Annotated in this window: 22 protein-coding genes; 11 read left to right on the top strand and 11 right to left on the bottom strand. The window is 63.3% G+C overall.

The genetic code is table 11. The annotated features are described in order from the left end of the window. Positions 1–272 precede the first annotated feature (272 nt). Positions 273–1748, bottom strand: a complete 1476-nt coding sequence (locus tag ACIQ2A_RS21150) for a L,D-transpeptidase (RefSeq protein ID WP_398483017.1) — start codon at positions 1746–1748, stop codon at positions 273–275. A 340-nt stretch (positions 1749–2088) separates the two neighbouring features. Between ACIQ2A_RS21150 and ACIQ2A_RS21145 the strand changes: the two genes are divergently transcribed. Then, a complete protein-coding gene (locus ACIQ2A_RS21145; protein WP_398483022.1) occupies positions 2089–2601 on the top strand; it encodes a CreA family protein in 513 nt (170 codons plus the stop codon). Positions 2602–2604: 3 nt separating this feature from the next. Here the strand turns inward: ACIQ2A_RS21145 and ACIQ2A_RS21140 are convergent, their stop codons facing one another. Further along, a complete protein-coding gene (locus tag ACIQ2A_RS21140) occupies positions 2605–2856 on the bottom strand; it encodes a hypothetical protein (protein ID WP_398483015.1) in 252 nt (83 codons plus the stop codon). Positions 2857–3138: 282 nt separating this feature from the next. Here ACIQ2A_RS21140 and ACIQ2A_RS21135 point away from each other — a divergent pair, with 282 nt between their 5' ends. The 4 genes from ACIQ2A_RS21135 to ACIQ2A_RS21120 all read left to right on the top strand — a co-directional run bounded on the left by ACIQ2A_RS21135 (position 3139) and on the right by ACIQ2A_RS21120 (position 5419). Further along, positions 3139–3294, top strand: coding sequence for a hypothetical protein (locus tag ACIQ2A_RS21135; protein WP_398483013.1), 156 nt, complete (start codon positions 3139–3141; stop codon positions 3292–3294). 38 nt (positions 3295–3332) lie between these two features. After that, a complete protein-coding gene (locus tag ACIQ2A_RS21130) occupies positions 3333–3722 on the top strand; it encodes a hypothetical protein (RefSeq protein WP_398483011.1) in 390 nt (129 codons plus the stop codon). 150 nt (positions 3723–3872) lie between these two features. Beyond that, entirely contained in the window at positions 3873–4694 is an 822-nt protein-coding gene (locus ACIQ2A_RS21125; RefSeq protein WP_398483009.1) for an SDR family NAD(P)-dependent oxidoreductase, read from the top strand. Positions 4695–4975: 281 nt separating this feature from the next. Beyond that, complete coding sequence (locus ACIQ2A_RS21120) at positions 4976–5419, top strand: ester cyclase (protein WP_398483007.1); 444 nt, start codon at positions 4976–4978, stop codon at positions 5417–5419. A gap of 116 nt (positions 5420–5535) precedes the next feature. Here the strand turns inward: ACIQ2A_RS21120 and ACIQ2A_RS21115 are convergent, their stop codons facing one another. The 3 genes from ACIQ2A_RS21115 to ACIQ2A_RS21105 form a co-directional block, all read right to left on the bottom strand. Continuing rightward, positions 5536–5781, bottom strand: a complete 246-nt coding sequence (locus tag ACIQ2A_RS21115; RefSeq protein ID WP_398483005.1) for a DUF6719 family protein — start codon at positions 5779–5781, stop codon at positions 5536–5538. An 11-nt stretch (positions 5782–5792) separates the two neighbouring features. After that, positions 5793–5945, bottom strand: coding sequence for a hypothetical protein (locus ACIQ2A_RS21110; protein WP_398483002.1), 153 nt, complete (start codon positions 5943–5945; stop codon positions 5793–5795). A gap of 238 nt (positions 5946–6183) precedes the next feature. Continuing rightward, the gene (locus tag ACIQ2A_RS21105; protein WP_398483000.1) at positions 6184–7716 is read right to left on the bottom strand and encodes a PLP-dependent aminotransferase family protein; all 1533 of its coding nucleotides are present in this window, start codon (positions 7714–7716) and stop codon (positions 6184–6186) included. 73 nt (positions 7717–7789) lie between these two features. On the opposite strand from ACIQ2A_RS21105, the gene ACIQ2A_RS21100 reads away from it, so the two are divergent. Both ACIQ2A_RS21100 and ACIQ2A_RS21095 read left to right on the top strand, forming a co-directional pair. Beyond that, the gene (locus tag ACIQ2A_RS21100) at positions 7790–8533 is read left to right on the top strand and encodes a pyridoxamine 5'-phosphate oxidase family protein (protein WP_398482998.1); all 744 of its coding nucleotides are present in this window, start codon (positions 7790–7792) and stop codon (positions 8531–8533) included. A 50-nt stretch (positions 8534–8583) separates the two neighbouring features. Beyond that, positions 8584–9867, top strand: coding sequence for an ArgE/DapE family deacylase (locus tag ACIQ2A_RS21095; protein ID WP_398482993.1), 1284 nt, complete (start codon positions 8584–8586; stop codon positions 9865–9867). A gap of 78 nt (positions 9868–9945) precedes the next feature. On the opposite strand, the gene ACIQ2A_RS21090 is transcribed toward ACIQ2A_RS21095, so the two are convergent. Then, positions 9946–10728: a cobalamin-binding protein gene (locus ACIQ2A_RS21090; protein WP_398482991.1), complete on the bottom strand. Its 783-nt coding sequence runs from the start codon at positions 10726–10728 to the stop codon at positions 9946–9948. Positions 10729–10832: 104 nt separating this feature from the next. Here ACIQ2A_RS21090 and ACIQ2A_RS21085 point away from each other — a divergent pair, with 104 nt between their 5' ends. Beyond that, positions 10833–11231 carry a PaaI family thioesterase gene (locus tag ACIQ2A_RS21085; protein ID WP_398482989.1) on the top strand — a complete coding sequence of 133 codons (399 nt, stop codon included), beginning with the start codon at positions 10833–10835 and terminating at the stop codon, positions 11229–11231. Positions 11232–11400: 169 nt separating this feature from the next. After that, a complete protein-coding gene (locus ACIQ2A_RS21080) occupies positions 11401–12036 on the top strand; it encodes a GNAT family N-acetyltransferase (protein WP_398482987.1) in 636 nt (211 codons plus the stop codon). A 197-nt stretch (positions 12037–12233) separates the two neighbouring features. Here the strand turns inward: ACIQ2A_RS21080 and ACIQ2A_RS21075 are convergent, their stop codons facing one another. Together ACIQ2A_RS21075 and ACIQ2A_RS21070 are read right to left on the bottom strand one after the other, a co-directional pair. Continuing rightward, positions 12234–12533 (bottom strand): hypothetical protein, encoded by a 300-nt coding sequence (locus ACIQ2A_RS21075; RefSeq protein WP_398482985.1) that lies wholly within the window; start codon positions 12531–12533, stop codon positions 12234–12236. 127 nt (positions 12534–12660) lie between these two features. Continuing rightward, entirely contained in the window at positions 12661–13344 is a 684-nt protein-coding gene (locus ACIQ2A_RS21070) for a DUF2161 domain-containing phosphodiesterase (protein ID WP_398482983.1), read from the bottom strand. A gap of 133 nt (positions 13345–13477) precedes the next feature. Here ACIQ2A_RS21070 and ACIQ2A_RS21065 point away from each other — a divergent pair, with 133 nt between their 5' ends. Beyond that, positions 13478–13951: an MgtC/SapB family protein gene (locus tag ACIQ2A_RS21065; protein WP_398482980.1), complete on the top strand. Its 474-nt coding sequence runs from the start codon at positions 13478–13480 to the stop codon at positions 13949–13951. 211 nt (positions 13952–14162) lie between these two features. Further along, a complete protein-coding gene (locus tag ACIQ2A_RS21060) occupies positions 14163–16304 on the top strand; it encodes a DEAD/DEAH box helicase (RefSeq protein ID WP_398482978.1) in 2142 nt (713 codons plus the stop codon). Between the two features lie 175 nt (positions 16305–16479). Here ACIQ2A_RS21060 and fabG read toward each other — a convergent pair whose 3' ends face one another. From fabG to ACIQ2A_RS21045, 3 genes are read right to left on the bottom strand one after another with little or no spacing between them, the layout of a single operon-like run. Continuing rightward, entirely contained in the window at positions 16480–17160 is a 681-nt protein-coding gene (gene fabG, locus ACIQ2A_RS21055) for a 3-oxoacyl-ACP reductase FabG (RefSeq protein ID WP_398482976.1), read from the bottom strand. Between the two features lie 16 nt (positions 17161–17176). Then, a complete protein-coding gene (locus ACIQ2A_RS21050; RefSeq protein WP_398482974.1) occupies positions 17177–18391 on the bottom strand; it encodes a multidrug effflux MFS transporter in 1215 nt (404 codons plus the stop codon). Between the two features lie 54 nt (positions 18392–18445). Next, positions 18446–19621, bottom strand: coding sequence for an MFS transporter (locus tag ACIQ2A_RS21045; RefSeq protein WP_398483019.1), 1176 nt, complete (start codon positions 19619–19621; stop codon positions 18446–18448). Positions 19622–19821: the final 200 nt, after the last annotated feature.

The raw sequence follows: 19821 nt of genomic DNA, 5'->3' as shown, positions 1-19821 counted from the left end.
AGGAGCCGCGCAGCGGCGTCTCGAACGATGGCCGCAGGCTCTGAACCCGGCCAACTCATGGTTTGAGACGCGGCCTACAGCCGCTCCTCACCATGAGGGACTGAGTGTACTGCGCTTCATGGACCGCATTTCCAGTCAGACTCTGAAGAGCCGCGCAGCGGCGTCTCGAAGGATGGCCGCAAGCTCCGAGGCCCGCCATCTCATGGTTCGAGACGCGCGCAAGAGCGCGCTCCTCACCATGAGGGCGGCGGGCGTCTCAACGCGGAAACTCGCTAGCGCATCGGCACCACGAATTCGGTGCCCTGGCCGGTTTCGCCGCCCGCCTTGATGCTCTGGTCGGACACGATGATCGAGCCGCCGGTGGCGATCGCCTCGGCGATCTGCGCCATGGCGTCTTCGGGGATGGTGATGCGATCCAGCGCCTCGGCGGCGCTGCCGGGGAGCGGCGGTACCTCCGCCGCAGCGGTCTGCTTGCGGCTGGCCGCTGTCGCCGCGCGATGCGGCACGGCAGGCAACGACACCGCCGTCCAGTGAATGCTCTTCGCCTCATCCTTGTCGATGCGTGCGGTGAAGATATGCGTGCCGAGCGGACGCTCGCCGGGCTTGATGGTGATGTCCGTCTCGAACAGCGGCGAGAAATTCTGCCGCACATAGAGCTTGCCGTCCTTGCCGCTGATCAGCACGGCGATCTGGCCGGTGCGCTTCGGCGACGTATCCGCGGGCGGCGGGATGTCGATCGCATCGACCTTGGCCGTTGCCGGCTTGAGTTCGGGCTTGAGTTCGGGCTTGGCCTCGACCTTCGGCGCATCGGCCGGACGGGTGTCGTCCTTCCTGGCCTCGGGTGCCTCGCCAATCTTGGCTGCCGCGGCATCCACGTCCTGACGCGTCACGTGCGCCGCATCGTCGGGCTTGTTCTCTACCGCTTTCGGGACCTCGGCGCTGGCCGCCGACATCTGCGCCATCGCCGTGTTCACATCCGATGCGACGGGCTTGGCCGGCATGCCGACGGCATTGCTGGCATCGGCAGTGACGGTGGTGCTGCGCTCGGCGGAGGTCGCCGGCTTGAGGCGAATATCGTCGGGCTTCACCTCGGTCGATTTGCCGTCGCTCTTGGCGCCCGGCTGCTCGTCCTTCGGAGCCGCCATCGGCGCGGCGGCGACCGGCGCTGGCTTCTGCGCGATCAATTGCGGATGCTTGAATTCCGCCGGCGAAATCTCACCGGGTGTGATGATCACGCGGGCACCCATGCGGGTCCAGGCCCACAGTTTTGTGGAAAACGCCATCGGCATGCGGATGCAGCCATGGGATGCGGGATAGCCGGGGAGTGCGCCGGCATGCAGCGCGATGCCGGACCAGGTCACGCGCTGCATATAGGGCATCGGCGCGCCGCTATAGATGTTCGACTTATGCCACTTGTTCTTCTGGATGATGCTGAATACGCCGGTCGGCGTGTCATGGCCTTTCATCCCGGTGGAGACCTTGGTCTCCGCGAACAGGCCATTGGCGTCGAACACGCGCATGGTCTGCCTGTCCAGCGAGATCATGATCACCACGGGGCCGACCGGCTTGGCATGGGCCTTCGCCTCTTTCTCGAATGTCGCGCCTTGCTGCTTCAGCCGGTTGTCGCGCCGGACCTGCGGCGGCACCGGAGGCGGCGCATCCATCACGCGCGGGCGCATCGGGTCTTCGTCGAACCAGAACACCGCATGCGCCGGCGCTGCCACGCCCAGCGTGAATGTGGCCAGCAAGGCCGCCTGCAACAGGTGACGCGGGGACCATGCGCGACTGGAAACAGACGTCCCGCTCAGAAGCATGCGCTTGCCGGTCGGGCTCCCCGAAAACTGAAAAAACGTCACGCTGAAAATCCTCGAATTCATCTCGAAGCATTAGTGTCGCGGGCGCACAATGCGTTCACCGGCAGGCGAATCGCGCCGCTGCTTACTTGTGTACGGAGGGTAACAAAAAACACTCACATTGGATTAACGCGGCGCCTGCGCTCTACCGCCGCGCGGCGCAATCGCTACATAGACGGGGTGAGACACGGAGAGTTGAATGTCATTGATCGGTTTGAGCTTTCGCTTGGGTTGGATGCGCGCGGCCGCGCTCGCTTTGGTCGCTGTGGCCATCGGCGCCGGCAGCGTCGCTCATGCGGCCGATGAGCCCGACCTCATCTTCCGCCGCTCGACCGTGTTCAAATGGCTGAGCCCGAACGACAAGCTCGCCACTTACGGTGTGGACGATCCCGAAGTGGAGGGCGTCGCCTGCCATTTCACGGTGCCGGAAAAGGGTGGCTTCAAGGGCTGGCTGGGTCTTGCCGAGGAAGTGTCGGACATCTCGCTGGCCTGCCGGCAGATCGGCCCGATCAAGTTCAAGGCGAAGTCCGATCAGGGCGAGGACATGTTCCGCCAGCGCCGCTCGCTGTTCTTCAAGAAGATGCAGATCGTGCGCGGCTGCGACGCCAAGCGAAACGTGCTGGTCTATATGGTCTATTCCGACCGGATCATCGAGGGGTCGCCGAAGAACTCGACATCGTCGGTGCCGATCATGCCGTGGGGGCAGGCCGACACCGCCATCCAGAAATGCGGCGATTATATCAAATAGCGGCTAGCTGGCGCGCAGCGCCGCCTGCTGGCGGCGCAGGCGGTCCCAGGAGGCCGCCGTATCGACGGACGGCCCGCGATAGCCGACCAGCCGCACCAGCTGCTGCTGCGAGCATTCGTTGTCGCGCAGGCAGGATGGCGTCTGCTTCAACGCGGCGGCGGTGCTACGCACATCCGGCGCAATGGTGACACGCAGCTCGGCGGTGTTGACGATGAGCGTGTCGCGAACCTCGTTGTTCCCGGTCTCGTCTGCCACGGTGGTCTTCCTTCTATCCCCAGCGCAACACAAACGCACAACTGCCTGAATAAGTTGCATTCTGCGGGCCCGCGCCCCGCTTAAAGCGCATCACGGTTAAGCTCAGGTGACGCCCGTGTGACCAATCCACGCCGGCGATTGTTTCGTGGCGCCGGTTCCGACGAAACATACGCGGGCACCGACGAAACCACTTTGCGCTTGGCGTGCCGTGCCGCCGAAACGGCCGCCGGCTATCACTCTCCCCACGACACGGCGTCTGGTGCCGGTCACGGGAGATGTCAGATGCGCTTCGCCAGCCTCATCCTCGCTTTCGCGTTCCTGTTCGCCGGCCCGTCGCTGGCGGGATCGACCGATGGCGGCCTCCCGCATGCTGGCAGTTTCAGCTTCAACGGCGCGCCCGCGGCGCCGGCTGTGCTGCTCGTGGCGTCCGTGCGCTGACCGGCGATCTTTTGCGTCCACAACAAGAAAAGTCCGGAATGGTAAAAGTCCAACTCGCCGCGGTTACTCACCTCCTTATTTTCTTCTTGGGCCTCGGCAGCCATGCCGCCCACGCCCAGCTGTGGGACGCGTCGGGCTTGCGAAAACTGCCCGATCGGCGCGCCGAATTCGTGCGCCAATGCGTCCCGCATATGGTGGGCCGCTGGGCCCATCCGAACAGCGTCTGCGCCTGCCTGCACGACCACGCGGTCGCTGCTGTCGAAGACCAGGACCTGCGGGAGGCGCTGCTGCGCGGCATTTCCGAGCGCGGCGTACCGAGCATCGACAAGGACTGGGTCCCGGCAGCCAAGCAATCGCTGATCAGCGCGACTTTCAGTCAGATCGCCAAGCCCGCTCTGCAATGTATGTATGATCCCGCACTGGACTGATGGCCCAGGGTGGTCGCGTGTAGGAGGTATAATTTTCTTCCACACCCTCGGAGCGAATTGAAATATTGCTACGAACCAGCCTGGCGCGCTATCGTTCAGTCGGGAATGCAGTGCCGGAAGCCTCTGGAGTGCATGTTTCAGGGGATTGGAATGGCGAGCGTGGGTCGGTTGGCAGGCAAGGTGGCGATCGTCACCGGTGCGGGATCGCGTGGCGATGGCATCGGCAACGGACGTGCCGCCGCGGTGCTGCTGGCCCGCCACGGCGCCAAGGTTGCGCTGGTCGATCTCAATCCCGACTGGGCCGAAGAGACCGCGCGTCTCGTCAAGGCCGAGGGCGGCGCCTCGCAGATCTATGACGGCGATGTCAGCGACCCCGCCACCTGCGAAGCCATTGTCGAGCGCACCATTGCCGGCTTTGGCCGCATCGATATCCTGGTCAACAATGTCGGCGTCACCGGGCCGCGCGGCGATGCCGTCGAGGTCGATGTCGGATCATGGGACGAGGCGATGCGCATCAATGTCGCCTCCATGATGCTGATGTCGAAATACGCCATTCCGGAAATGGTGAAGACCGGCGGCGGCTCGATCATCAACCTGACATCGGTGGCTGGTCTGCGTGGCGGCCATCCGAGCCTGCTCTATCCCACCTCGAAATCGGCCGTGATCGGCCTGACCCGCGCCATGGCCGCGCATCACGGCCGCGCCGGCATTCGCGTCAACTGCATCGCGCCTGGCACGGTCTATACGCCGATGGTGACATCGCGCGGCATGAGCGAGGACATGCGGCAGGCGCGTGCCGAGGTGACGCTGCTCGGCACCGAGGGCACGGGCTGGGACATCGGCTATGGCGTGCTGTTTCTCGCCAGCGACGAAGCGCGCTGGATTACCGGCGTGACGCTGCCGATCGATGGCGGCGCCAGCGCCGGCCAGAGCAATCTGCCGGTGCCGCCGAGCGAGCAACCGAAGCATTAGCGTTTTTCCGATTGAGACGACCACCGCCTTCATGGTGAGGAGCGCGCCCATTAGCGCGCGTCTCGAGCCATGGCGTGTGTCGCCATTCGCTGGGAAACACCGCGCAAACGCGCGGCTCCTCAGGATGAGGGAGAGTGGGTGGACAGGGCGCCTCATCTCAAAATGAAACGTTCTAGAGACCGTCCAACTCAAGTCTCGGCAAAGTGATCCCGTCCGCATGACGCGCGATGATACGGCTTCCGCGCGCAACATTTTGGCTGCGTGGAAGAGGGATCATGACAATGCGTTTTTCAATCGGGCTGGTCGCAGCTTTGCTGCTTGCCACACCAGCGATTGCAGCGGACACAGCGACGCTCGAAGCCAATAAAAAGACGGTGGTCGAGTTTTACGAAAAGGGTCTCAACCAGAAGGATTTTGACGCTGCCGCGAAATATTTCGGGCCGCGCTACGTCCAGCACAATCCGACCGCGCCGGATGGCATCGAAGGCTTCAAGAAATTCATCACCTTCCTGCGCGAGAAATTCCCGGACTCCCATAGCGAGATCAAGAAGGTCTTTGCCGATGGCGACTATGTGATCCTGCACGTCCACGCGGTGCGCGAAAAGGGCACCCGCGGCAATGCCATCGTCGATATCTTCAAGCTGGAAAATGGCAAGATCGTCGAACACTGGGACGTCAACCAGCCGATCCCGGAAAAGGCCGCGAACGAGAACGGGATGTTCTGAGGGCCTGAAACTTTGATGGAGCAGAGCGCTGATACCTCTCCCCTCCAGCGAAGCATAGCTTCGCGCCGGGGGAGAGATGATGGCGCGCTCCTGTTCAGGTCTCTCGTTGGCAGGCCTTAGCGCACTTTTGTCCCGCCGCGCGGTACGCATTTCTTGACGCGGGCGACGCCGCCGCCGCTTGCAAGCGTCGCGCCCATCACTTCCTTGATCTGGCCGGTGGGGCAGGAGCCGTCATCCACCCAGATGCGCTGGCCGAGCCGCAGATCGACGATGTCAGCCTCGCGCGACACCTGATCGACGGCGAGGGCCGGCGAAGCTGCGGTGACGAGTGCGAGGATGCTGAAGGCGAGGGCCGTGCGCATAAGGAGATCCGTTACTTGTTCTGAACCTTGACCCCGTTCGGGCCGAGATTGATCTGCAGGCCTTCGGGCTCTTTCTTCTCCTGGTAGAGATTGTAGCCGAGGACGCCGATGCCGACGATGAGCGCGCCGATGATGAGGAAAAGCACGTTGCGATTGCCGGACATGAGGTCTCCGTGAGGCCGTTGGTGATGCAATTTACGGACGCGCACCCGATTCTGAAAGCACGCGGCCGTTCCCCCTAATTGCGATCCCCCCGCAACGGTTCCATGACGCGGCATCGTCTTCGTTTCAGAGTGTCCAGCCAGACACATACGTGGCCGCGATCCGAGATGAGGATAGTGCTCGGCCTGCATGGTTCGAGACGCCCTCACCATGAGGGACGTCTATCGCGACACTCTTCCCTCATCCTGAGGTGCTCGCCCTCTTGGGCGAGCCTCGAAGGATGGCCACCGAACTCCGAGGCCTGCCACCCTTGGAAGCTCGCAAACTTGCAGCCGACGCCTTGGCCAATGTCTCCGCCGCAGCCACCAGCTTGCGCATGGGATGGCCGGAAAAGCCGAGCACAAAGCCGGGCGCGGGTCGTGCGCGCAGATAAGTGTCCGCGAGCAGCCAGCCTTCGACGCCGGCGGATGCCTTGGCATCCGCGGCAATCTGCAGCGGCGTCGTTGGCGCAAACCGCGCGACCAGATGGAGGCCCTGCGACGGCACGGGCACTGAAAGCTGTCCGTCCGACGCCTCGATCAGTGTGTGCGCCAGCGCGTCGCGGGCCTCGCGATAGCGGCCGCGCATCTTGCGCAGATTGGCGGCGAAGGCGCCGGAATTCAGCATGTCGGCGATCGCGCCTTCCATCACGGTGGACGGGAAACGATCCATCGCCGCGCGCGCTGCAGCGACAGGGCCGATCAGGCTCTCGGGCAGCGCGCAGTAGCCAATGCGCAGGCCGGGAAACAGCGTCTTCGCAAAAGTGCCCATATAGACGACGCGGCGCAGGTGATCGATGCCGGCGAGCGACAGTAGCGGCGCGCCGTCATAGCGGAATTCGCTGTCGTAATCGTCCTCGAACACGAAGGCGTTGGCCGCACGCGCCCAGTCGAGCAATTCCAGCCGCCGCGGCATCGCCATCTGCACGCCAAGCGGAAACTGATGTGAGGGCGTGACATAGGCCGCGCGTGCACGGGGCGCTGCCGCTCGGCCCTTGGCGACGATCATGCCGTGATCATCCACCGGCACCGAGATCGGCTTGCCGCCATAATGCTCGATGGATTTTCGCGCGGCGGGGTAGCCGGGATCCTCCACCCAGATCTGCTCGCCGGGTTTGAGGATCGCCGACAGCACGATGCGCAAGCCATGCTGGGTGCCGGATGTCAGCATGATCTGGTCGGGATCGCAGCGCAGGCCACGCGCAGACAGCAAATGGTTGGCGATGGCGATGCGCAGCTCACGGCTGCCGCGGGGATCGCCGTAATGCAGATGCTCGCTGCCGAAGGCGCGCATGCGCCGGCCGACGAAAGCACGGAAGTGGCGCAGCGCGGTCTCGTCGATATCGGTGCAGCCAAGCGCCAGTATGCCGCGCTGGGGTTCGGCAATGGCGATCCGCTTCGGCGCCTTTGCATTGATCGCCGATGGAATGCGCTCCGCCACGAATGTGCCGGAGCCTACGCGTGCCACAGCAAAACCATCGGCGATCAAACGCTCATAGGCATCGGTGACAGCGTTGCGGCGAAAGCCGGTCTGTTCGGCGAGGTGTCGCGACGGCGGCAGTGCCTCGCCGGGCTTGGCAACGCCTGATGTGATGGCGTGGCGCAGCGCTTGATAGAGGCGCTCCGGTGCGGAGGCCTGCTTGTCGATATGCGCGCCATCGAGATCCAGCGGGAGCTCATGAGGGCTGGCCGAGACCGACTTTTTGGCGCGTGAATTGGTCGGAATTTTTTGCATGGAATTGGCACTATCGCAGACCAATCCGGCGGCTACAACTGTTTCGAACGCTTCCAATCCACGGGGACATGCTGTGAGCACCGCCGAACTGAAGACCTCAGACGACACCACGCCGACCTATCCGCTCACCGGGCGCAACCGCGTGAAGCGGCGGCACGATCGCGGCTTCTATGACCACGAGACCGTGCACAACATCCTGGACGCCTCGATGATGTGCCACGTCTCCTATGTCATCGATGGCCAGCCTTACTGCACGCCGACCTTCTTCTGGCGCGAGGGCACGACGTTGTACTGGCATGGCTCGAGTGCGAGCCGCATGCTGAAGAACCAGACCGCCCATCAGCGCGTGTGCTTGACCGTTGCTTTCCTCGACAGCCTCGTGCTGGCGCGCTGCGGCTTCAATCATTCTGCCGACTATCGCGCGGTGATGGCGTTCGGAAACGCCTATCTCGTCACCGATCCCGAGGAGAAGGAGCGCGCCGGAATCGCGATGGTCGATCGCTTTTTCCCCGATCGCACCGCGAGTCTTCGCGCAACCACGGCGCAGGAGATGAAGGCGACATCATTCATCGCGATGGAAATCGAGGAAGCCTCGGCAAAGATCCGCGCCAAGGGTGTCGCCGACGATGACGAGGATTATGAGTTGCCGATCTATGCTGAGCGGATTCCCGTGAGAACTGTGATTGGCGCGCCCGAGCCGTGTCCGCGCCTGCTGCCAGGTGTTGAGCGCCCAGCGTCGTTGCAGATTTTCAGCGAAGGCCGGTTGCTCGATGATGCACTGACGGATGCCTATTATCTGGAGTACCCGAAGGGATGAGGGGAGGCTAGGTTGCCGACGCCATGTGACTGATTGCCGGAGCCTGCTGAATGACGACCACCGATACGCAACGAAAAATCCTGGATGCCGTTGATGACAGCTTCGACGCGCAATTGCAGACGACAAAGGATTTCGTTGCGATCCCGTCGACCCGCGGGGCCGAGGGGCCGTGCCAGGACATGATCGGCGATCTCCTGCGAACGCGCGATTACGAGGTCGATGACTGGCACATCGATATGGACGAACTCGTCGGCCAACGCGGCGTCGGCATCATCGAGCATGATTTCTCGAAGGCCCGCAGTGTGGTCGGCACCTATCGGCCGACCACGATGGCAGGCAAATCGCTGATCCTGCAGGGCCACTGCGATGTGGTGCCGGCCGGCCCGCTCGACATGTGGGACACGCCGCCATTTGCGCCGGTGATCAAGGACGGCAGGATGTATGGCCGCGGCGCCTGCGACATGAAGTCGGGCACCATCGGCGCGCTCTATGCGCTGGATGCGATCAAGGCGGCAGGCCTCAAGCCGACGGCGCGCATCCATTTTCAATCGGTGATCGAAGAGGAAAGCACCGGTGTCGGCGCGCTCTCGACCTTGCAGCGCGGTTATCGCGCGGATGCGTGTTTCATTCCCGAGCCCACCGGCGGCAAGATGGTGCGTGCACAGATCGGCGTGATCTGGTTTCGCATCAAGGTGCGCGGCTTCCCTGCCCATGTATTCGAAGCCGGCATCGGCGCCAATGCGATCAAGGCGGCGTATCATCTGATCCAGGCCGTCGAACAGCTCGAAGCCGATTGGAACAAGCGCGCGGAAAGCGCGCCGTATTACGACAAGGTCCATCATCCCCTGAACTTCAATCCCGGCATCATCAAGGGCGGCGACTGGGCCTCCAGCGTACCGGCCTGGTGCGATGTCGACTGCCGCATTGCCATTTTGCCGGGCTGGTCGGTGAAGGACTGTCAGGCCGAGATCGTCGCCTGTATCGACAAGGCTGCGCGGGCGCATCCTTTCCTTGCCAACAATCCGCCGGTGGTGGAGTGGTCGGGCTATCAGTCCGAAGGCTATGTGCTGGAGAATGCCGAAGAACCGGAAGCCGCTTTCGCCAAAGCCTTCGACGCCGTCTATGGCGGCGGCAGGCCGGACGACCTCATCTTCACCGCGCTCACCGATACGCGCTTCTACGGTTTGAACTACGGCATCCCCGGCCTCAGCTTCGGTCCCGAAGGCAAGGCGATGCACGGCTTCAACGAATATGTGGATGTGGAGTCGGTCCGCAAATGCACCAAGGCGATGGCGCTGTTCATCGCCGAATGGTGCGGGGTGGAGCAGGCGTAGGGCGGATGAGCGCAGCGTCATCCGCCATTCTTCGCCACATGCACTCGGCCGGCGGATGACGCCTTCGGCTCATCCGCCCTACGGCCACAACGCCGCGACGATCGCATCGAGCCCATCCGTCAACGCCGCCGGTCCCGGTTGCAGGATCAGCGGCGACTTGATCTCGACGATGCGATTGTTACGCACCGCCGGAATGTCACTCCATCCCGGCCGCTGCCTGATCTTCTCCGGCACAACCTTCTTGCCGCACCAGGAGGCCAGGATGACATCCGGCATCGCCTCGCGGACCTGATCCGGCGACACGATCCGATCCTTGGCCGCTTTCTGGAACCGCATTTGCGGGAACACGTCGATCCCGCCGGCCAGCTCGATCAATTCCGACACCCAGCCGATGCCGGTGATGAGCGGATCGTCCCATTCCTCGAAATAAACCCGCGGTTTTGCCTGCCTCGATTTTGCCGCGGTGTTGACGCTGGACAGCCGCAACGAAAGTCGCGCAAGCAACTCATCTGCGCGGTTTTTCGCGTCAACCAGCGCACCCAAAGTGCCGATCATTGCGAAGATTCCGGCGACGTCGCGCTGGTTGAAAACATGCACGGCAACGCCGGCGCGGATCAACGCCGCGGCGATCTCCGCCTGTAAATCCGAAAAGCAAAGAACGAGATCCGGTTCCAGCGCGAGAATTTTTGGCACATCGGCGGAGATGAACGCCGAGACCCGCGGCTTCTCGCGCCGCACCTGCGGTGGCCGCACCGCATAGCCGGAGACGCCGACAATGCGGTCCTGCTCGCCGAGCAGATACAGCGTCTCCACGGTCTCTTCCGTGAGGCAGACAATGCGTTCGGGCGGGTAGCTGCGCATGGCATCGCTATGCCGCGGAAACGGGGGCTTGTCACGATGCGCCGCATCCGTCTCCATAGGCCATCAGTCCGCGCCACGATGGACGATCTTACAGGGAGAAAGTGATGACTCTGCTCGACAAGATCAAAAGCATTCCGATGCCGTTCTCGGTGTCGATGGGCGTCACCTTTGTCGAAGCCGAGCCCGAGCGCGTGGTCGCCACCATGCTGGTGCGCGAGGATCTCTGCACCACGCGCCACACCATCCATGGCGGTGCGGTGATGGCGCTGGCCGATGCGGTGGGCGCCGCGGCCACGGTGATCAACCTGCCGGACGACGCCAACGGCACGACGACCATTGAAAGCAAAACCAATTTCGTCGGTGGTGCGGCCGCCGGCATCACCGTCCGCGCCACGGCGACGCCCATCCATCGCGGCCGTCGTACCCAGGTCTGGCAGACCCGGATCGAGACGGAGGAGGGCAAGCTGGTGGGGGTCGTCACGCAGACCCAATTGGTGCTCTGAGGCTGCGGATGGTCAATTTCCATTAACTTTCAAAGCTATTGCATAGCTCGCCTGCGGCGGGCGCGGTCTTGTCGCAGGCTTCGATCTTGTAATTTGTTGTGCGATGCACAATATTGGGGTCGTACAAGAATCTCAGGTGTTCCAGGCGGCTAACCGCCGGAATTTGATCATGTTTAGCCCCGCAACCATCATCGCAATCGCCAACCGCGCGCCCAAGGCTTCAGCCAAGAGCGGACCGGTCCGCATCCTCGCAGCCCATGAGCTGCCGCTGTTCCGGGACCATCTGCTGCGTCTCGACCGTGACAGCCGCCGCGACCGTTTCAACGGTTCGCTGTGCGACGACTGGGTTGCGAAATATGCCGAGCGTTCGGTGCAGGATGGCACCGTGATCCTGGCCTATTTCGAAGATGGCGTCATTCGCGGTGCGGCCGAGCTGCATCAGGCCGATCTCGTTAACATCGAGCCGGAAGTCGCTTTCAGCGTCGAATCCTGCATGCGCCGCAAGGGCGTCGGCAGCATCCTGTTCACCCAGCTGATCGCGAAGGCGAAGTCGATGGGTTACAAGACGCTGCGCGTCACCACCGGTGCGCAGAACGATGCGATGCGTGCGCTGGCCGGCAAGTTCGGCGCCAAGCTGTCGTTCCGCCACGGCGAATCGACGGGGCTGATCGATCTGAGTGCGGAGCCCGTGAAGGCTGCGCCGCAGGCGAAGGCTGGTGCGGTCGATGTCGCCAAGGCCGTTGGTGACTATAACCGCGCGGCATGGCGCGCCTGGTTCAACGCAGCCGGCTTCGGCAAGCACTGATAAATTACACTCCCACCTCATCCTGAGGAGCCGCAAAGCGGCGTCTCGAAGGATGGCGGCGAAGGCTTCAGCCAGGCCAGTTCATGGTTCGAGACGGCGCTATGCGCCTCCTCACCATGAGGGCACGAGCGGGTGGTCAAAACAAAAAAAAGCAGGGCACAGGCCCTGCTTTTTTCGTTTGAATCGATGCCTTGGGATCAGGCGCGCTTGGCGACGGCGATCTTGCGGGTGACGCGACGCTCGACGACCACCGTGCGCTGCGCGCCCTGTTCGCCGGCAATGACGCGGCTGACGCGCAACAGGCCGGTCGGGCGGCTGGCCTTCTTGACCTGCGCCTGAACGTCCTCGACCGGAAGTCCCATCAGCGAGGCTGCGATCTCGGCCTGCTGGTCGAGGTCTTCCGTGATGCCGATGGCTGCGAAGATGGCCTCGTCCAGGGTCGGCGGATCATGCCGCACGCGCCGGGTGCCATATTTCGTATTCCACTCGCCGCTCATCGTCGTGCCTCTGATTGTATATTGCTTCCTAACGAAGCGATTGTTGCATTGCAATATGAAAAACCCATGGCAAGGCTGCCATGCGTCAATGCGTCCAGGGATCTGCGAACCGCTTTGATGGGTAGCTTTATTGCAAAGCTGAGTCCGGGGCCAGGTCGCGGATCGGCTGCGGCCATTTTTCCAGGGCCTGATGGCCGATCGGCGTCAGCCCATAGATGCCGCGCGAGACCGGTTCGAACCAGCCGTAGACATTCCGGTGCAGGATCTTTTGCGCATCGGGATAGACCGGCTTGAGCTCTTTCAGATTGCGCGGGCCCAAGGCGAGGGCGGCGGCGCAGCCGAGCGCCTGCTGGCGATAGGCCGTCATGATCGGCGTCTTGGTGCTGCCGCCAAGGGCAGGGTCGCCGATCCGCTTCTTGTGTTCGGTGACGAGACGCGCGCGTTTCTTCGGATTACGGCGTGGCGCAGTGGTCGGCGGCTCGACCAGCACCTCGACGGTACCCGCGTCAGTCACTCCCAGCATGCCAAAGCCGAGGCGGCGGCACAGATTGCGGTACCGCGCATCGCTCTCGCGGCCCTTGCCGCGGATCGACATCTTTGCCGCGATCCAGAGTTCGTCGCAGGCGCCAGCGCGCTCCACGGCCTGCAGGATCAGCTCCAGGTTAAAGGACAGCTTGAGCTCGCCGATCACCACGATCGGTGGATCTTCGCCCTTCAGCGCGACGAGATCGCAGCCCTGAATCTCGCCTTTCACCGAAAAGCCGAGGCCTTCGAGGAAGCGTTTGACGGGGAGATAAAGCGAAGTTTCCAAGGCGACGTCCGGTCCGTGGCGACAGATTGAAGCGGGCATGCGGTGGATGGAACCGCGACTCGCTGCGCGGAGTTTAACCGCGCCATCGCGACTTGGCATTCTCAAGCACCTTGCGAACACCATCGGAGCTCACGTGAAAACATTGCTGGAAACAACTGATAGCTTTGGTGTTTTGCCGCATCTTGTTGCTCTTTCGATTGCTTATATTTTAGCGCTCCCGATCGGCTGGAATCGCGAACGCGCCGAACGCAGCGCGGGTCTGCGGACTTTTCCGCTGGTGGCGCTCGCGACCTGCGGCATCGTTCAGGCGACCGAAGGCATTCTGAACGGCCACCCCGAAGGGACGGCGCGCATCATCGAGGGCCTCATGACAGGTATGGGATTCATCGGCGGCGGCGCGATCCTGAAGGAAGGCGGCTCGGTGCGCGGTACCGCCACGGCATCCAGCCTGTGGGCAACCGGCGCCACGGGTGCCGCGGTCGGGCTCGGTTCCTATGACGTGGCGGTGGTCATTTCTCTGTTTACCTTCCTGACCCTCTGGCTGCTGGTTCCGTTCAAGGAAGAGGGTGGCAAGGAGGACAAAGCTAAATCCCATAGCGAATTGTAGGCCGCGCATTGAGGGCTGGTCTTTTGCTGCAAAGCAGCGTAGACAGCCGCCATCCCGATACGCTCCGGACTCCCTGGACCCGACGTGACCGTCAAATGAAGGACGGCCGATTCGTTTCCGTTTGGTCCAAGTATCTCGATTTCGAGCATCGCTCGTCGCGATGAGTCCTGGCCGCAACACGCGGCCTGCTGCAACCAAGGTTACATATCCCGTGTCATTTGAATCGACGCCTCCGGCGCTCGCCCGTGCATTGGCTGAGCGCAACTACAGCGAATCCACCCCCGTCCAAACCGCCGTGCTGGCCGACGAGGCCGTCGGCCGCGACCTGCTGGTCTCCGCGCAGACCGGCTCCGGCAAGACCGTCGCTTACGGTCTCGCCATTGCCGCCGATCTTCTCGAAGGTGCCGAGCGGCTGCCGCAGGCCGGCGCTCCGCTGGCCCTCATCGTGGCGCCGACGCGCGAACTTGCGCTGCAGGTGCATGGCGAGTTGACCTGGCTCTATGCCCAGGCTGGCGCCCGTGTCGTCTCCTGCGTCGGTGGTATGGATCCGCGCACCGAACAGCGTGCGCTGTCCGCCGGTGCGCATATCGTTGTCGGCACGCCCGGTCGCCTGTGCGACCATCTTCGCCGCAACCGTCTCGACATTTCGCAGATCAAGGCCGTCGTGCTCGACGAAGCCGACGAAATGCTCGACATGGGTTTTCGCGAGGACATGGAGTTCATCCTCGAAACCACGCCGGAGAGTCGCCGCACGCTGCTGTTCTCGGCGACCATGCCGCGAGGCATCGCCAAGCTGGCGCAGCAATATCAGGACAACGCCTTCCGCATCGAAGTCGCCGGCAGCGAAGGCGGCCATTCGGACATCGAATACCGTGCCATCCGCATCTCGCCGAACGATGTCGATCATGCCGTGGTCAATGTGCTGCGTTATTTCGAGTCGCCGACATCGATCGTGTTCTGCAACACCCGCAACGCCGTGAAGCATCTGCAGGGCGTGCTGATGGAGCGTGGCTTCTCGGTGGTCGCGCTGTCCGGCGAACTGTCGCAGAACGAACGCACGCACGCGCTACAGGCGTTGCGTGACGGTCATGCACGTATCTGCGTCGCCACCGACGTCGCTGCGCGCGGCATCGATCTGCCTAATCTCGGCCTTGTCATCCATGCCGAACTGCCGAACGATCCCGAAGTATTGCAGCATCGCTCGGGCCGTACCGGCCGCGCCGGGCGCAAGGGCATCAGCGTTTTGCTGGTGCCGCCGTCGCGCCGTCGTCGCGCCGAATTCCTGCTGCAGCAGGCCGAAACCGAAGCCGTGTGGGGCGCAGCCCCCACCGTGGATGAAATCCGCGTGCTCGATGAAGAGCGCATGATGTCGGACAAGATTTTCGACGACGCGGCGAATGAGGACGATGCGGTCTTCGCGAAGAAGCTGCTCGAGCGGCATCCGGCCGAGACCATCGCGACTGCGCTGGCGCGGCTTTATCGCTCGCGTCTGCCGTCGCCGGAAGAGGTCGAGGATCCCGGTACGTTCCGTGCCCGCGACCGCGAGGATCGCGCCGGCAGCCGTCGTAAGGCGGAAGATGGTGGCCCCGTCCGCAAGACGCCGAAGAAGAATGAGCCGATGGGCGAGGGTGCGCAGTGGTTCCGCGCGGCCATTGGCCGGCAGAAGAATGCCGAAGCCCGCTGGCTGCTACCGATGATCTGCCGTCGTGGCGGCATCGAGAAGAACGATGTCGGCGCCATCAAGATCTATGACGGTGCCACCGAGTTCGAGATTTCGGCCGCCGCAGCCGAGCGCTTCGTGACCATGATCAAGCGCCCGGACAAGGAAGACAATATCCGCATCGACGCGCTGCCCAATGGCCCGGAAGGCGGCCCCATCACGCCGATGCCGCGCGGTGGCGATCGCGACTTCGCACCGAAGCGTCACCGCAAGGGCGACGACTTCAAGAAGTTCGACGGCGATCGCCCGGACTTCAAGCCGAAAGATTCCTATAAGGGCAAGTCGTGGAAGGAAGACGGACCGCGCGAGCGTCCGCGCAGCGACAAACCCTACGCCGCCAAGAGCTTTGACGACAGGCCGCGCGTGGACCGCAAGCCGAAATACGATCCGATTAACGCCGACCGTGCCCGCGAGCCTTCCGCGAGCTGGGAAGATCGCAAGCCCAAGCGTGACGGCGGTTATGAAGGCAAGAAGCCTTTTGAAGCCCGCGGCGAAGGCAAGAGCTACGAAAGCAAGAAGCCGAACTTCCACGACAAGCCGCGCAAGGAAAAGAAGACCTACGTGGCAAAGGCCAAGCGCGAAGGTGCTGCGAAGTTCGAGAAGCCGGCGTTTGGAAAGAAGAACAAGGCCTGAGGTGTAGGGTGGGGGCACGGCGCTACGCGCCTTTGCCCACCCTACAAGGCCTGAGACGAGCGCGTAGGATGGGTAGAGCGCAGGCGCGTCAGCGCCGGAGCGAAACCCATCATTCCGTCGATGCAGCGGGCTCCGCCGATGGGTTTCGCTTCGCTCTACCCATCCTACAAGAGCGTCACACCCGTCCGCGTACCGGCACCAAGGCGCCGGTCACCGCACTTGCCGCATCGCTCGCCAGAAACAGGATCACGCTGGCGAGTTCGTCAGGCGACACCCATTTTGCAAAATCCGCATTGGGCATATCCCGGCGATTGGCCGATGTGTCGATGGTGGAGGGCAGCACGGCATTGACCGTGACCTTGCCCTTCAACTCCGCAGCTAAAGCCTCCGTGAGTTTATGCACGCCGGCTTTCGACGCCGCATAAGGGCCCATGCCGCTGCCGGCTTCGAGCGCACCGATGGCGCCGATATTCACGATGCGGCCGGCACTCGATTTGATCAGATGCGGAATTGCAGCACGCGATGTGTTCAGCGCCGTGAGCAGGTTGAGACGATGCATCGTCTCCCAGCTTTTGGTGTCGCCGTCAGCGATGGTCTCGAATTTGAACGCACCGGCAATGTTGATCAGCACATCGATACGCCCGAACTGCGCGATGACATCTTCGATGGCCTTGCTGGCTTGCGCAGCATCCGACAGATCGACGCCGCCAACCTGCAAGCGCTGCGGTGTGGAGGAGATGTCATTGTGGCCGTGATCGATCACGGCGACGGTTGCTCCATCATTCAACGCGCGATCGGCGACAACCCGGCCCAGTGCGCCGGCAGCACCCGTGATGACGACGACTTTTTTCTGCATCGGGTAACGTCTCCGCCTAGCTGTGATCCGCTCCCGCTTTTGCTGCGGGCAGAACCCAAAGATAGATGCAGCCGGCGATAAGCGCCATCGCGGACATCAGCCCGGTCATCACCAAAGCGGGGTGGCCGAACGGTTCCAGCACCGCGATCATGGCGCTGGCGAAGGCACCCATCACCATCTGGGTGCAACGCATGACGCCGGCTGCGGAGCCGGCCACATGGGGCAGGTTCGCCAGCGCCTCGTGATTGGTCGAGGGTGCGAGAATGCCGAAAGCGAAGATGGTCAGCGCCATCAGTGGCGTGAGCGAGATGACGGTCACGGCTTTGGCAGGCACCAGCAACAGCGCAGCAAGGGCGCTCGCCACCATCACTATCAAGCCGAAGGCGATGATTTTGCGCGAGGAGACATGACGCGCACTGAGCCGGCCGGAGATCAGTGACGCCACCAACACGCCGCAGGAGGTGAGGCCGAACAACAGCGCGAAGGCGGTGGTGGAAAGACCGAGGCTGCCGATCAGCACCGACGGTGCGCCGGAAATGAAAGCGAACATGCAGGCAAATGCGCAGGCATAGAGCAGGGCGTAGCCGAGGAAGCTGCGATCGGTGAGCACGAAGCGATAGCTCTCGGCGAGTTGTTTTGGATTGAGCGAACGGCGGCTTTCGACCGGCTGGGATTCGACGAGCCCGATGGCGCCGACGATCAACAGGATGACGCCGACCATCGCTTGCGTTGCATAGATCGCGCGCCAGTCGGCAAACGTCATGATCCAGCCGCCGAGTACGGGCGCCAGCATCGGCGCGATGCCGAGCACGGCGGCGATCTGCGACAGCTTTTGCCGGGCGGCGCCGTGTACGAACAGATCACGGACGATGGCGATGGGCAGGATCGCGCAGGCGCCCGCCGCAAAGCCCTGCAACAAGCGGCAGACAAGAAGCACGGTGAAGTTCGGCGCAAGCGCACAGGCGCCGGCGGCAAGCGAGAAGATCAGCAGGCCATCGAGGAGCGTAGCGCGGCGGCCAAAGCGATCGGCGAGCGGACCGCAAATCAACGGTGAGATGGCAAAGCCCGCCATGAACAGGCTCAGCGTCAGCGGACTGCGCCCGGCGGCATCGGGGAATGTCGCCTCGAGAGCCGGGAAACCCGGCAGGCCCATATCGATGGACAGTGGCGGTAGCGCGGTGAGGGTGCCCAGGAAGGCGGTGAAAGCAAAAGTTTCGCGCCCGAGCGCCACAATGAAGTCCTTGAAACGAGAGTGGGCGCAGCCGAAACGCTGCGCGCGATAGGTCTATTCTGCCGGACTGATCTGTGCCGGCAAGACCTTGCGATTGATCAACGTCGTCAGCGCCATCGCGAGGCCCGCGAGTGCCACACAAGCGGCAAGTAGCGGCAGATGTCCATAATGGACGCCGAGATTGATGGCGATACCACCGATCCAGGCACCCACGGCGTTACCGAGATTGAAGGCGCCCTGGTTCAGCGTCGAAGCGAGATTGGGCGCGTCGGTGGCGGCATCCACCACCCAGATCTGCAGCGGCGACACCAGCGCAAAGGCAATGCCGCCCCACAGCACCAGCAATGCGATGGTCGGGATCACCAGATGCGCGACGAGCGAGAGCGCGCCGAGCACGATGGCGAGACAGATGAAGGCGCCGATCACGGTGGAGAGCAGGTTCTTGTCGGCGAGGCGGCCGCCGATCAGATTGCCGATGGTGAGGCCGACGCCAATCGCCAGCAAAGCGCCGGTGACGCCGTGTGGCGTCAGGCCGGTGACGCCTTCGAGGAGCGGCGTGATGTAGGTGAACAGGCTGAACATGCTGACCGAGGCGGTGGTGGAGATCAGCATCGGCAGCAGCACCGGCCAGCGGCCGAGCGCGCGGAATTCGCGGCCGAGGCCGCCCTTTGTGCCCGGCATGCCCGAAGGCACGTAACGCAGGATGGCGATGAAGGCGACGACGCCGATGGCGACCACGGCCCAGAATGCCATGCGCCATCCCGCGGCCTGGCCGAGCGCCGTGCCGAAGGGGACGCCGAGCACATTGGCGAGGGTGAGGCCTGCGAACATCAGAGATACGGCTTGCGCGCGCTGTTCGCGGGGCACGAGGTTGCTGGCGACGACAGCGCCGATGCCGAAGAAGGCGCCGTGGGCAAAGGCAGTCACGATGCGCGCCGCCATCAGCAGATTATAATCGGGGGCAATGGCGCAACCGACATTACCGATGGTGAACAGCGCCATCAGCGACAGCAGCGCTGCCTTGCGCGGCATGCCGGCCGTTGCCATCGCCACCAGCGGGGCGCCGATCACCACGCCCAGGGCATAGCCGGAGACGAGATAGCCGGCCTGCGGAATCGTCACCAACAGGCTGCGCGCCACATCCGGCAGCAGGCCCATGATGACGAATTCGGTGGTGCCGATGCCAAAAGAGGCGGCCGCGAGGGCAAGAATGGGGAGGGAGAGGCGGATAGGAATTCTCCTGAGCGGAAATATTGCGGCGCAATATCAGGAGAAATGTCATGTTCGCGCACTCAGCGCAAAGGCGGCGTACAGGACGCAGCAATGCGCAAAGCGGCGGTCTCGATGTCGTGAACCCTCCCCTGCAAGGGGAGGGTCGATGTACGCAGGCGATGCAAAGCATAGCTTGCGTTCATCGGGGTGGGGTGGCC

It is taken from the genome of Tardiphaga sp. (assembly GCF_044336785.1).
In the GTDB taxonomy this organism is placed as follows: Bacteria; Pseudomonadota; Alphaproteobacteria; order Rhizobiales; family Xanthobacteraceae; genus Tardiphaga.
The sequence above is the reverse complement of the archived record's forward strand: the minus strand, read 5'-3'. Positions and strand labels throughout refer to the sequence as shown.